This window comes from Sandarakinorhabdus sp. (genome assembly GCF_031422795.1).
In the GTDB taxonomy this organism is placed as follows: domain Bacteria; phylum Pseudomonadota; class Alphaproteobacteria; order Sphingomonadales; family Sphingomonadaceae; genus Sandarakinorhabdus.
Genome location: NZ_JANPML010000181.1, coordinates 1 through 13,116 on the forward strand (window position 1 = coordinate 1; position 13,116 = coordinate 13,116).

Consider the following 13,116-nt stretch of genomic DNA (forward strand, 5'->3'; position numbering starts at 1 on the left):
CGTGCTGGCCAAGCGGCGGTCGGGCGCGACGCTTGTGTCTTATCTCACCCCGGCGCTGACCAATTCGGGCCTCTACAAGGGGCTTTCCGACATCAAGGCCAGCGTTGACCGCTGGCGCGCGACTGCGCCGGGCAGCGCGGAATTGCCGGGGCTGGAAGAGATCATCCGCGAGCAGGCCGAAGCGATCGACCTCGACAGCAGCGACTTCTCCACGCTAGCCGCCAAGCTGTACGAGATCGAGCAGGAACTGATCCCGCAGGGCCTGCATGTGTTTGGCGATGCGGAGAGCGAAGACGCCCGCATCGACATGCTGGCCGCCAGTGCCCAGGCCCGCGGTGAGGCGGTTGACCGCGACACCATCGAGAAACTCATCCACGGCCGCATCGTGCCCAACACGCCGGTGTTGCGGGAACTGGCCAATCTGAATGCTGCGCTGTCGGTCAATCACGAGATGAACGGCCTGATCCGTGCGCTTGACGGCCGTTACGTCCCGCCCGTTGCCGGCGGCGACATCTTGCGCGATCCGGAAATCCTGCCGACGGGCCGCAACATCCACGGTTTTGATCCGTTCCGCCTGCCGTCGGCCTACGCCTGCAAGGATGGTTCGGCGCAGGCCCAGCGCATCCTCGATCGCGCCCTGGAAGACGCCGGCAAGCTGCCGGAAACCGTCGCCATGGTGCTGTGGGGCACCGACAATCTGAAAAGTGAAGGCGCACAGGTAGCGCAGGCCATGGCGCTGATGGGCGCCAAGCCGCGGTTCGACAGCTACAACCGGCTGGCTGGTGCCGAACTGATCCCGCTCGAACAGCTCGGCCGCCCGCGTGTGGACGTGCTGGTCACGCTGTCAGGCGTGTTCCGCGATCTCCTGCCGCTGCAGACCAAGATGCTGGCCGAAGCCGCGCTGCTGGCGTCGGAAGCCGACGAACTGCCGGAGCAGAACTTCGTCCGCAAGCACAGCCTTTCCTACCAGCAAGAGCATGGCTGCGACATGGCGACGGCGTCTTTACGCGTCTATTCCAACGCCGAAGGCAGCTATGGCGCCAACGTCAATCTGCTGATCGACAGCGGCGGCTGGACCGATCCCAACGAATTGGCCGACACCTACGAAAAGCAGAAGGGCTATGCCTATGGCGTCGATGGCAAGCCCATGCGCCAGCCCGGCCTGCTGGCCAGCGCGCTGAAAACGGTCGATTGCGCCTACCAGAATCTGGAATCGGTCGAACTCGGCATCACAACCATCGATCAATATGTCGACACGCTGGGCGGCATCAGCCGCGCCATAACCCGCGCCAAGGGCGGCGAGAGCGCGCCTGTGTATATCGGCGATCAGACGCAAGGCAGCGGCAAGGTGCGCAGTTTGCAGGAACAGGTCGCGCTCGAAACCCGCACGCGCACGCTCAACCCGGTGTGGATCGAGGCGCAGCTGAAATACGGCTATGAAGGCGTGCGCCAGGTCGAAGCCGCAGTGACCACCACCACCGGCTGGTCGGCAACCACCGGCCAGGTCGATTCCTGGGTGTATCAGCGCATCAGCGAAACCTATCTGCTGGACGAAACGATGCGGCAGCGCATCGCCGAGATGAACCCGCGCGCGGCGGCCAAGATTGCCAATCGCCTGATCGAAGCGGCGGAACGCAATTTCTGGCAGCCCGACGCCGAAACGCTGGCGGCATTGCAAGCCGCGACAGACGCGATAGAAGATCAGCTTGAAGGCGTAGCCCCCGCCGGTTCCCTGGCGGCCTAAGGAAGGCTTCTGACATGACGCTCATAATCGACAAGACCCGCACAGCGGGACCCGGAGACGGCGAAGGCAGCGTGCAGGTCGCGCTCGACCCCAGCCAGAAGATCACCAATGCCAAGGTGTTCGCCGTTTACGGCAAGGGCGGGATCGGCAAGTCCACCACGTCGTCCAACCTGTCGGCGGCCTTTTCGCTGCTGGGCCAGCGCGTGTTGCAGATCGGCTGCGACCCCAAACACGACAGCACCTTCACGCTGACCAAGAAACTGATGCCGACCGTGATCGACGTGCTGGAACAGCATGAATTCCACCACGAGGAACTGCGGCCCGAAGACTATATGTTCGAAGGCTTCAACGGCGTCATGTGCGTCGAAGCCGGCGGGCCGCCGGCCGGCACCGGCTGCGGCGGCTATGTCGTTGGCCAGACGGTGAAACTGCTGAAGCAGCACCATCTGCTGGAAGACACGGATGTGGTGATCTTCGACGTTCTGGGTGACGTGGTGTGCGGCGGTTTCGCGGCGCCCTTGCAGCATGCCGAACGCGCCATCGTGGTGACCGCCAATGATTTTGACAGCATCTTTGCGATGAACCGCATCATGGCTGCCATTCAGGCCAAATCGAAGAATTATGAAGTGCGCCTTGCTGGCTGCATCGCCAATCGTTCGGCCAACACCGACGAGATTGACCGGTTCAGCGCCGCCACCGGCATCGACCGGCTGGCGCAGTTTCCTGATCTGGATGCCATCCGCCGCAGCCGCCTGAAAAAATGCACCATCTTTGAAATGGACGAATCGCCGGAAATCCTGGCCGTGCAGAATGAGTACAAGCGCCTGGCTGCGCTGCTGTGGGCTGGTGTGGAACCGTGCCTGGCCAAGCCGATGAAGGATCGCGAGATCTTTGATTTCCTCGGATTCGAGTGATCGGGGTCTGAATGAACGCCCATAGCCCAAAGCAGGCTGCCGGCTGGGAGTCCAAGCGCGCCAAGCTGGAGACATATTTCGACAGCACCGCGCTGGCAGCCTGGGCGGCGATGACCAGCGATGCGCCGGTGTCGAAAATCCGTGCCACCGTGCGCGCTGGCCGTCAGGAAATGCGCGATACCCTGATGAGCTGGCTGCCGCAGGATCTGCGCGGCCGCCGCATCCTGGATGCCGGTTGCGGCACCGGCATGCTGGCCATCGAAGCCGCCCGCCGCGGTGCTGAAGTGGTGGGCATCGACGTGTCGCCGCAACTGATCGAGATCGGCCGTGAGCGCCTGCCCGATGACGTCAGGGCCAGGATTTCGCTGCACGCCGGCGACATGCTGGATGCCAGTTTTGGCCAGTTCGATCATATCGTGTCGATGGACGTGCTCATCCACTATGAAAGCGACCAGATTGCCGCCGCGACGGCCAAGCTGGCCGAACGCGCCAGCCATTCGCTGGTGTTCACCTTTGCACCGGGCACGCCCTTGCTGCGCACCGTGCGCGCCATCGGGCAGTTCTTCCCGAAAAGCGATCGTTCGCCCAGCATCATTCCGGTTGCGCATGATCTGTTGAAGGCGCGGCTGTCGCGCAGCGTGCCGCACGCGCAGTTGGGCCGCGATCAGCGTGTTAGCCGCGGATTTTACACCAGCCATGCTCAGGAAGTGTTGTTGGGATGAGCGGTTCGGGCCATCGCGGGCGGCGGCATGGCCGGTGTCCTCCGCGGGTCCGCACGGCGTGCAGTAAAATTCGGCACGCAGGGCGCAAAAGTTTGCAATCCCATCAGCTTCTGCTCTACCGTGTCACGCTGGCGTCATGCTATGACACTGGCTTCCGGCCGTTGCAGGCCAGACAGGGATTCGCATTGCCGTTCGCTGGCGCGAGGATGGCAAGGCTTGGGAATACGCGCTGGTTGGTCGGGGCGCCGCAATGCCGCGACCGGTTTCACTTTGAGGGGAGACACCTCGCATGACGAACGTGCATCTGGTTGGTGGCCTGGACATCGCGGAGCTTACCTTCTTCGCCTTCTTCCTGTTTTTCCTGGGTTTGGTCTGGTATTTGCGCGGTGAAGACCGGCGCGAAGGCTATCCTGTCGAGGACGATCTGAGCGGCACTGCCCATGGCGGAACCGATACCGACTCGCTGTTCTTCAAGCCGGCGAAAACCTTCTCGCTGCCGCATGGCCTGGGCGATGTGACCACGCCAACGGCCAATGATCGTGACGAGCTGCCCACCAACGTGCTGCCGCGCGTCTGGGCCGGCGAACCGCTCGACGTGACCGGCGACAAGTTGACCTCCGGCCTTGGCCCGGCGTCGATCGCGCAGCGCGCGGATCGCCCCGATCTCGACATGCATGGCACCCCGCGCATTGTGCCACTGCGCGCAATCGGTCACCCGGTGGATGTGCACGGCAACGATGTCGATCCGCGTGGTCTGCCGGTCTATGGTCTCGATGGCGGCAAGGCCGGCACGGTCAAGGAACTGTGGATGGACAAGGCTGAATCCTGCCTGCGCTATCTGGAAGTTGATCTGGCTGGCGGTGCCGGCACGGTGCTGATGCCGATCACCATGGCCCGCGTGTCCCGCGACGGCGTGACGACCGATGCCATCACTGGCGCCCAGATCGCCAGTGTACCGCGCACCAAATCGGCCGATCAGGTTACCTTGCTCGAAGAAGAAAAGATCACGGCCTATTTTGGCGCCGGCTATCTGTGGGCGACGTCGGAACGGGCCGAGCCGCTGATCTGATCCGGCGCTGGACTGGAATGACGGAGCCTGTTTGTGTCGATGGAATATGAAGACGAGCCAATCCCGGGTCTGCCCGGGCGGCTGCCACCGGGGGAAGAAATCCTCTGGCAGGGCACGCCAGATTGGCGCGGCGTGGCGCGCGGCGTTTTTCACACGCGCCTCGTCACCGTCTGGTTCCTGATCGTCGCCGGCTTTGCCTTCGTGTCTGGCGGCACCGGCGTGGTGGGTGCGGTCACCACTCTGGCGGTGGCGCTGCTGGGCTTGGCTGTGCTGGCTGTGCTGGCGCGGGCACAGGCGAAATCGACCATCTACACACTGACCAACAAGCGCGTCGTGCTGCGTTTCGGCGTGGCGCTGCCCAAATGCGTGAACGTGCCGCTGGCGCTGATTGGCAAGGCTGACGTGAAGCCGGCTGGCGCAGGCATGGTCGATGTCTCGCTCACCCCAACGGTGCGTTTCCCGCTAGCCTATCTGCAGATGTGGCCGCACGTGCGGCCGTGGAAATTCGGATCGCCGCAGCCGATGCTGCGCGCTGTGCCGGAAGATTTTGTACCGCAGCTGGCCGATGCGTTGGCCAAGGCCGATCCGGCCCGCTTTGCGGCGAGCCCTGATGCCCAGCTTGCTCCCGTCATGGTAGGGGCAGCGGCATGAGCGGTGAATTCGTCCATGAACGCTTCCCCAAATCGGCGCTCTATGCAGCGGGCGCATTGATCGGCATTTCCATCCTCACGGTGGGCGGCATCAGGCTGGGCCTGCTGCCGGCGGCCGAAACCGCACCGCAATCGCGGGAACGGCGGCAGGTGGCCGTGGTGGTGGCGCGTGATTTCCGTTTTGAAGACCGGGCGGATGGTGCGCTGCTGGTCACCGACGTGGCGGCCGGCAAGCTGGTGTTCGTGTTCCTGCCCGGCAGTAACACCGGCTTCATCCGCGGCGTGATGCGCGGCCTGATGCGTGAGCGCCGCCTGAAAGAAGTCGATCGCGCCGGTTCGGTGACGGTGGCGCAATGGGCCGATGGCGCGTTGACGCTGACCGACACCTCCACCGGGCGGATTCTGGAACTGGGCAGCTTTGGCAGCACCAACCGCGCGGCCTTTGCTCAACTGTTGGTCCCCTATCAGCCCGGCGGACCGGGCGTGCCGCAACAGCCGATCACCCCGCCTGCCCCGGCGCAATCGTCGATGCCGTTCCTGGCGGGAGGCGCCTGATGGGCTTGTTTACACGCCATCGGTTTGACACCGAGTGCACGATCGAGATCGAGCACACGTTCGACAATCTGCACGCGCATGTTGAACTGGATGGGGATGTTGAACTCGGCCCCGGTGATCAGGTGAAAGTCCACGGCACGGCGGTGAAACTGCCCTTTGGCGAACGCCTCACCCTGCGCCGCCCGGTCACGGTGTGGAAAGCCACCCCCCTTGAACGAGTGTGGACCAAGCTGAAAGCCCAGCTGGAACTCACTGAACTCTACGAAATTACCTTCAGCTCGGAGAAGCCGTGATGAACGCTCTGACCCCCATCAAAGCCGGTGGTGAAATCACCAAGGACGATGCACTGGCGATCGCGCGGCAGGAAACCGTGCTGAGCCCGCGTTTTTATACCACCGACTATGACGCGATGGACCGCATCGACGTAAGCCGCGTGCGCGTCGAGTGGGACAGCCTGATCGACGAGATGACCGCCGATCCCAACAAGAAGCATTTCAAGCGCACGCCCGAATTCGACGGTGTGCTTGCGGCCATGGATCCGGAACTGAAGCCGGAGTTCATCGATTTCCTCGTGTCGTCGATGACGTCGGAATTTTCCGGCTGCATCCTTTATGCCGAAATCACCAAGCGCATGAAGAACCCGGATGCCAAGGCGCTGTTCAGGCTGATGGCACGCGATGAAAGCCGCCATGCCGGTTTCATCAACGACAGCCTGAAGGACGCCGGGATCGGCATCGATCTGGGCTTCCTGACCAAGACCAAGAAATACACGTTCTTCCGGCCGAAGTTCATCTTCTACGCCACCTATCTGTCGGAAAAGATCGGCTACGCCCGGTACATCACCATCCACCGTCATCTGGAAAAGCACCCGGAAAAACGCTTTCACCCGATTTTCAAATGGTTCGAGGAATGGTGCAACGACGAGTTCCGGCATGGTGAGGCGTTTGCACTGCTGATGCGCGCTGATCCAAAGCTCACCTCGGGCCTCAACGTGCTGTGGATCCGTTTCTTTTTGAATGCGGTCTATGCCACCATGTATGTGCGCGATCACCAGCGGCCGATGCTCTACAAGCATTTCGGCATTGATCCGACCGACTTTGGTTTCCGCGTGTTCCGCATCACCACTGACATCACCAAACAGGTGTTCCCGATCGGCCTGCAGACCGATACCCCCAGCTATCGCGCGCTGCTGGAATCCATGCGGAAAACCAGCGATGCCATCGACGCTGCGGTTGCCGAAGGTGGTATCAGCGGCAAGATCAAGCGCATCGGCCTGTCGTTGAAGGCGGCGGCAACGTTCGTGCGCCTCTACCTCCACCCGGTGGACAAGATGGACGTGACGCCAAACGTGCGCATGGTTCCGGTCTGGTAAGCGCGGCCGGGTCGTGACCGAATTCGCGCTGCCTTTGCTGTTTGCAACGGTGCTGTGGTTCGTCGCCACGGGATTCGTGTTGTGGCTCGACAAATTGCCGAGCCACACCTGGCCGGTGAGCATCACCTTGGCGTCGATTGCGTCCGGCTTTGCCATGGGCGGCATCATTGCCACGGCGGAAGAAACCAGCAGCTGGGCGGCCTATATGGCCTTTGCCTGCGCCCTGGTGCTGTGGGGCTGGCACGAACTGTCGTTCCTGATGGGCTTTGTGACCGGGCCGAACCGCAATCCCTGCCCGCCAGAGGCGCGGGGTTGGCGGCGATTCCGGCTGGCGGCGGCCACGCTGATCTATCACGAAGTGGCGATGTTCGGCTGCCTGGCGGTCATCACGGCGGCCACCTGGGGCAAAGCCAACCAGACGGCCATGCTCACCTTTCTGCTGCTGTTCGTGATGCGGCTGTCGGCAAAGTTCAACATCTTTGCCGGCGTGCCACATCTGTCGACCGAGATGATGCCCGATCACATGCGCTATCTGGCCAGCTATTTCCGCATCGCGCCGCCGCGCTGGTTCTTCCTGCTGTCGGTGTCGGGTATTACCGCGCTGGCCGCGTGGCTGGCCGATCTGGCGCTCAGCAGCCGCGGCGGTATTGCCACTGGCTATGCACTGGCGTTTGCCCTAGTGGCGCTGGCGTTCATCGAACACGGCTTTTTGGTCGTGCCGTGGCAAGACACGGCAATCTTCCGTTGGGCGATGCCCGAGCAGGCGAGACAGCGCCTGCAGAAATCGGTTAACGAAACTGTCATAATGTCGGGTAAGGCCGACACGAATCCGCTTGCGGCGCGACAAAACGCCGTGCAATGAACGGGGCTTGGAGACGATGAATGGACTTTGAAGCTCATTTCCAGGCAGCACTGGACGGCTTGAAAGAACGCGGGAATTACCGCGTTTTTGCCGAACTTCAGCGGCATTCCGGCGAATATCCTCACGCCACGCGTTATCTTCCGGATGGGTCCACGCAGGATGTGACCGTCTGGTGCTCCAATGATTATCTCGGCATGGGCCAGCACCCGGATGTGGTCGCGGCCATGCATGAAGAGCTTGATCGGTCCGGCGCCGGCGCTGGTGGCACCCGCAATATCTCCGGTACCATGCACGTGCACCGCCAACTTGAACTGGAACTGGCCGATCTGCACGGCAAGGAAGACGCGCTGCTGTTCACCTCGGGCTATGTTTCCAACTGGGCGGCGCTTTCCACGCTGGCGGCCAAGATCCCCGGTTGTGTCGTCTTCTCCGACGCACTCAACCACGCTTCGATGATCGAAGGCATTCGCCACAGCCGCGCCAAGTGCGAAGTGTTCAAGCACAATGATGCCGAGGATCTGGATCGGCTGCTGAGCCAATATGATGCCTCGGTGCCCAAGCTGGTGGCGTTCGAAAGCGTCTATTCGATGGACGGCGATATTTCTCCGATCAAGGATATCTGCGAGGTTGCCAACAAACATGGCGCGTTGACCTATATCGACGAAGTCCATGCGGTTGGCATGTACGGCCCCCGCGGCGGCGGCGTTGCCGAACGCGAAGGCCTGATGGACCAACTGACCGTGATCGAAGGCACGCTGGCCAAGGCCTATGGCGTGGTTGGCGGCTATATCGCGGCGTCGAAGGCGCTGTGCGATTTCGTGCGCAGCTTTGCCTCTGGTTTCATCTTCACCACGGCGCTGCCGCCGGCGATTGCCGCCGGTGCGCTGGCGTCGGTCAAGCACCTGAAGGACAGCCCGTTCGAGCGCAAGCGCCAGCAGGAACGTGTGGCCAAGGTGCGCGCCGCGCTGCGCGCCACCGGCATCCCGCAGATGGAAAATCCCAGCCACATCATCCCGGTGATGGTGGGCGATGCCAAGAAGGCCAAGATGATCAGCGACTGGCTGATGGATCATCACGGCATCTATGTGCAGCCGATCAATTACCCCACCGTGCCGGTTGGCACCGAGCGTTTGCGCATCACGCCAAGCCCGGTGCATTCCGACGATGATATCGAACGGCTTGTGGTTGCGCTTTCCGATATCTGGGGCCAGTGCGCCCTGCACCGGGTTGAAGCAGCGGCCTGATCCGCCTGCCCAACGAACAATCGAAAGGCCCGGCGGTATCCCCGTCGGGCTTTTTCGTGGGACAAATGTTGTGGTTGCGTCGCAACAAGCAGCGCGGCGCATCATGCAAAGCGCAGTCTTGGCTTCTGGTTGCTTCAATTGCGCTGGCGCCGCTGCTGGAAAGCCAACACCTGTTTCTGATGAGCGGGGACGCGGACGTGGTGCGGGCCTGACGCCTGTTGCCGTTGGGCCACGTCAACAATCTGTCATCCTGTTGCAACCATATGGTCATCAATGTTGCATTGCAGCGCAACATTGGCCTGCCACGGGCTGCCCCGAGCCTTTCAATCGGGGAAACTACACCATGCGCCTATCGCTTCATCGTCTCGCCTTGCTCGCCAGTGCCGCCATCGCCACGCCTGTGCTGGCCCAGCCTGCCATCATCACGGCCGATGCCGCCGCTGCCGAAGCAGCGGGCGCCGAAGACGCGGAAATCGTCGTCTACGGGAAGGGCGAAGTCCGCCAGGTCAGCGAGATCAGCGGTGCTGACATCAAGCTGACCATTGCCGGCGGCAGCCCGTTCATCGCCATCCAGAAGCTGCCGGGCGTCAACTTCCAATCGGCCGATCCGTTCGGCGCCTATGAATGGTCAACCCGCATCACGCTGCGCGGTTTCAACCAGAACCAGCTGGGCTTCACGCTGGATGGCGTGCCGCTGGGTGACATGAGCTATGGCAACACCAACGGCCTGCACATCAGCCGCGCCGTGATTGCCGATAACATCGGTCGCACCCGCGTGTCGCAGGGCGCTGGCGCGCTCGGCACTGCTTCGGTGTCCAACCTGGGCGGCACCATCGAATTCTTCAGCCGCGCGCCGCAGGACAAGGCCGGCATCGCCGCCAACGCCACCTATGGCGACAGCAACACGCTGCGCCTGTTCGGCACGGTCGACACGGGTGATATCGGCGGTTTCAAGGCTTATATCAGCGCCGCGCACATTGATGCGGAAAAGTGGAAGGGCTTTGGCAGCCAGCGTTCGACGCAGGTCAACGCCAAGGGCGTGGTCGATCTGGGCGGCAAGGCCAGCTTCACCGCCTTCGTCAATTTCTCCGACCGCAAGGAGAGCGACTATCAGGATTTCAGCAAGGAAATGCTCGGCCGGCTTGGCCCGTTCGCGGACAATATCTCCGACAATTTCCCGCTGGCCGTGCAGATCGCCACCATCGGTGCCAATCGCGGCGATACGGGCGTGACGCCGCCGGCCAACACGCTGGGCACCGTTTACCCGGCCCCGTACACCACGGTTGACGATGTCTATTATGATGCCGCCGGTCTGCGCCGCGATTGGCTGGCCGGGGCCCGCCTGGAAGGCGAACTGACCACCGGCATCACCGCCGGCCTGCAGGGCTATTATCACAACAACAAGGGCCAGGGTTCGTGGATCACGCCCTATCGCGCCAGCCCGGGTGGCCTGCCGCTCAGCTTCCGCACTACCGAATATGGTGTCGATCGCTGGGGCGTGATCGGCGATATCAGCGCCGACATCGCCACCCACACGCTGAAGCTGACAGCCTGGTATGAACAGAATGATTTTGAACAGGCCCGGCGTTTCTACACGATGGGCACCAGCACCACCGTGCCGATCACCAGCGCCCTGACCTATCAGAGCAACCCGTTCTTCACCCAGTGGAACAACCGCTATCGCACCCACATCTTCCAGTTCTCCGTGCAGGACACGTTCGAAGTTGGTAGCGATGTGTCGATCAGCTGGGGCTTCAAGGGCCAGAATGTTTCGCTGTCCGCCAATGCCATCAACCCTGTCCCCGGCCCGTTGGCGCTGGGCCAGATTGAATCGGAAGATCTGTTCCTGCCGCAGATCGGCATCCTCTGGAAGATCGACGGCAACAACGAATTCTTCGCTGGCTTCACCGAAAACCAGCGTGGCTTCGTCGGCGCCGCAACCACCGGCCCGTTCGCTTCATCGGCGGCAGGTTTCGCGGTGCTGCGTGATCAGCTGAAGCCGGAAAAGAGCAACACGTTCGAAGCCGGTTTCCGCTTTGGCCAGGGCAGCCTGACCGGCGTCGTCAGCGCCTATCTGGTCAACTTCTCCAACCGCTTGCTGGCCATCCCGCAGGGTCCGGGCATTGTCGGCAATGCGCCGATCCTGTCCAACGTGGGTGATGTCCGCTCGCTCGGCGCGGAACTGGGCGTGCAATGGCAGCCGGTCAAGAATGTCACCATCACCGCCAGCTATGCCTACAACGACAATGAATATCGCGACGACGTGGTGAACGCCGCCGGCGTGGTGGTGCAGGCCATTCGCGGCCGCACCGTGGTGGACAGCCCGCGCCACATCGGCAACCTGGAAGTCGTGTACGACGATGGCAATTTCTATGGCCGCGCCAACGCCAACGGCATGTCAAAGCGCTTCTTCAGCTTTTCCAACGATCAGTCGGTGGGTGGCCGCGTGGTGGTCGATGGCAAGCTTGGCTATCGCTTCACCAGCGACAATCGCTGGCTGAACGGCCTGGCCATCGAAGGCACCGTGACCAACCTGCTGGACAAGCGCTATATTGCCACCATCGGCTCCAACGGCTTCGGCTTTGCTGGTGACAACCAGACGCTGCTGCCGGCCGCGCCGCGCCAGTTCTTCATCACGCTGCGCAAGGATTATTGATCCCTCCAGACTCCTGACTTGCGGGGGCGTTGCCGGCCTGGCGGCGCCCCCGCTTGCTTTTATGACCAAAGCTGCGACGTTCGGGTGATGATTGATCATCGCCTGAACCGCCGCCGCTTCGCTGCCACCGCCCTTGGCCTTGCCGGGCTGGCTGCAATGCCGGCACCTTTGCGCGCTGCCGCCACCGATACTGGCATCGACACCAGTGGGCTCAAGCCAATCACCGCCGGCATAAAGCCCATTGATCCCGCCGAACGCGCCGGCCGCATTGCGCGCGCCCAGGCGTTGATGGCCAAGGCCGGCATGGCCGCGATTATCGTGGAACCGGGCGCCAGCCTGGATTATTTCACCGGCGTGCAGTGGCGGCGCAGCGAGCGCGTGACGACTGCCATCATCCCGGCCAGTGGCGAGCCGATCATCGTCACGCCCTTTTTCGAAGAGCCGTCCATTCGCCAGAGCCTGGGCATCCCGGCCGGGGTGCGGGTATGGCAGGAAGACGAGGACCCGCTGGCGCTGATGGCCGCCGCGCTGAACGAAATTGGTGCCGCCAAGGCAAAGATCGGCATCGAGGAAAGCGTGCGCTTTTTCATCAGCGATGGGCTGGCCACGCAGTTGCCGGGCGCCGGCATGGTCTCGGCCAATGCGGTGGTGCGCGCTTGTCGGCTGGTAAAGACTCCAGCTGAAATCGCCCTGATGCAGGCCGCCAATGATGTGATGTTGGCGGCGCTGCGCTGGACCCATCCGCGCATCAAGGCCGGCATGAAGCCGGCGGATATCGCCGCGCTGATCGACAGTGCCGTTGCAGCGCTTGGCGGGAAATCCACCAGCAGCGGCGTATTGTTAGGGGAGGCATCGGCCTATCCGCACGGGTCCCGCAACCCGCAGCTGGTGCGCACAGGCGAAGTGGTGCTGCTGGACTGCACCTGCGACGTTGGCGGTTATGCTGCGGATATTTCACGCAGCTTTGTTTTTGGCCGCGCGCCGGATGAAGTGCGGCGGGTTTGGGATATCGTGGCCCAAGGCCAGCAGGTGGCGCAGGCAACGGCAAAACTGGGCACTCCTGCGGGCCAGGTGGATGATGCGGTCAGGCGCTTTTACGAAAGTCGCGGCTTTGGCCCGCGCTATCAACTGCCCGGTCTGTCGCATCGCACCGGCCACGGCATCGGCATGGATGTGCACGAACCGGTCAATCTTGTGCATGGCGAGACGACGCCATTGGCGCCGGGCATGTGCTTTTCCAACGAGCCCGGCCTGTATCTGCCAGGCCGGTTCGGCATCAGGCTGGAAGACTGTTTCCACATGACCGAAACCGGGCCGCAGTGGTTCAC

At 62.6% G+C, this 13,116-nt stretch carries 12 protein-coding genes; all 12 read left to right on the forward strand.

The features are described 5' to 3' along the window. Positions 1 to 1,744, forward strand: a 1,744-nt coding sequence (locus RMO81_RS06580) for a cobaltochelatase subunit CobN (RefSeq protein ID WP_310474995.1), incomplete at its 5' end; no start/stop codon positions are given. Positions 1,745 to 1,758: 14 nt separating this feature from the next. After that, a complete protein-coding gene (gene bchL, locus RMO81_RS06585; RefSeq protein ID WP_310474996.1) occupies positions 1,759 to 2,658 on the forward strand; it encodes a ferredoxin:protochlorophyllide reductase (ATP-dependent) iron-sulfur ATP-binding protein in 900 nt (299 codons plus the stop codon). A gap of 11 nt (positions 2,659 to 2,669) precedes the next feature. Further along, positions 2,670 to 3,380, forward strand: coding sequence for a magnesium protoporphyrin IX methyltransferase (gene bchM / locus RMO81_RS06590; protein ID WP_310474997.1), 711 nt, complete (start codon positions 2,670 to 2,672; stop codon positions 3,378 to 3,380). Between the two features lie 289 nt (positions 3,381 to 3,669). Then, entirely contained in the window at positions 3,670 to 4,449 is a 780-nt protein-coding gene (gene puhA, locus RMO81_RS06595) for a photosynthetic reaction center subunit H (RefSeq protein ID WP_310474998.1), read from the forward strand. Between the two features lie 39 nt (positions 4,450 to 4,488). After that, positions 4,489 to 5,100, forward strand: a complete 612-nt coding sequence (puhB, locus tag RMO81_RS06600; RefSeq protein ID WP_310475007.1) for a photosynthetic complex putative assembly protein PuhB — start codon at positions 4,489 to 4,491, stop codon at positions 5,098 to 5,100. After that, complete coding sequence (puhC, locus tag RMO81_RS06605; RefSeq protein WP_310474999.1) at positions 5,097 to 5,654, forward strand: photosynthetic complex assembly protein PuhC; 558 nt, start codon at positions 5,097 to 5,099, stop codon at positions 5,652 to 5,654. The genes puhB and puhC overlap by 4 nt, the downstream gene beginning before the upstream one ends. Further along, entirely contained in the window at positions 5,654 to 5,947 is a 294-nt protein-coding gene (locus RMO81_RS06610; protein WP_310475001.1) for a hypothetical protein, read from the forward strand. The genes puhC and RMO81_RS06610 overlap by 1 nt, the downstream gene beginning before the upstream one ends. After that, complete coding sequence (acsF, locus tag RMO81_RS06615) at positions 5,947 to 7,026, forward strand: magnesium-protoporphyrin IX monomethyl ester (oxidative) cyclase (protein WP_310475002.1); 1,080 nt, start codon at positions 5,947 to 5,949, stop codon at positions 7,024 to 7,026. Before RMO81_RS06610 ends, acsF begins: the two co-directional genes overlap by 1 nt. A 13-nt stretch (positions 7,027 to 7,039) precedes the next feature. Beyond that, positions 7,040 to 7,888, forward strand: a complete 849-nt coding sequence (gene puhE / locus RMO81_RS06620; protein ID WP_310475003.1) for a putative photosynthetic complex assembly protein PuhE — start codon at positions 7,040 to 7,042, stop codon at positions 7,886 to 7,888. 20 nt (positions 7,889 to 7,908) lie between these two features. Then, the gene (hemA, locus tag RMO81_RS06625) at positions 7,909 to 9,132 is read left to right on the forward strand and encodes a 5-aminolevulinate synthase (RefSeq protein WP_310475004.1); all 1,224 of its coding nucleotides are present in this window, start codon (positions 7,909 to 7,911) and stop codon (positions 9,130 to 9,132) included. Between the two features lie 343 nt (positions 9,133 to 9,475). After that, a complete protein-coding gene (locus RMO81_RS06630; RefSeq protein WP_310475005.1) occupies positions 9,476 to 11,788 on the forward strand; it encodes a TonB-dependent receptor domain-containing protein in 2,313 nt (770 codons plus the stop codon). An 87-nt stretch (positions 11,789 to 11,875) separates the two neighbouring features. Then, a partial coding sequence (locus RMO81_RS06635) for a Xaa-Pro peptidase family protein (protein WP_310475006.1) occupies positions 11,876 to 13,116 on the forward strand: 1,241 nt, incomplete at its 3' end.

Excerpts from the sequence above, each read along its gene's own strand:
- RMO81_RS06610 (WP_310475001.1), top strand. The coding sequence starts at position 5,654 with ATGGGCTTGTTTACACGCCATCGGTTTGACACCGAGTGCACGATCGAG.
- RMO81_RS06630 (WP_310475005.1), top strand. The coding sequence starts at position 9,476 with ATGCGCCTATCGCTTCATCGTCTCGCCTTGCTCGCCAGTGCCGCCATC.
- acsF (WP_310475002.1), top strand. The coding sequence starts at position 5,947 with ATGAACGCTCTGACCCCCATCAAAGCCGGTGGTGAAATCACCAAGGAC.
- hemA (WP_310475004.1), top strand. The coding sequence starts at position 7,909 with ATGGACTTTGAAGCTCATTTCCAGGCAGCACTGGACGGCTTGAAAGAA.
- puhC (WP_310474999.1), top strand. The coding sequence starts at position 5,097 with ATGAGCGGTGAATTCGTCCATGAACGCTTCCCCAAATCGGCGCTCTAT.
- puhA (WP_310474998.1), top strand. The coding sequence starts at position 3,670 with ATGACGAACGTGCATCTGGTTGGTGGCCTGGACATCGCGGAGCTTACC.
- bchL (WP_310474996.1), top strand. The coding sequence starts at position 1,759 with ATGACGCTCATAATCGACAAGACCCGCACAGCGGGACCCGGAGACGGC.
- puhB (WP_310475007.1), top strand. The coding sequence starts at position 4,489 with ATGGAATATGAAGACGAGCCAATCCCGGGTCTGCCCGGGCGGCTGCCA.
- bchM (WP_310474997.1), top strand. The coding sequence starts at position 2,670 with ATGAACGCCCATAGCCCAAAGCAGGCTGCCGGCTGGGAGTCCAAGCGC.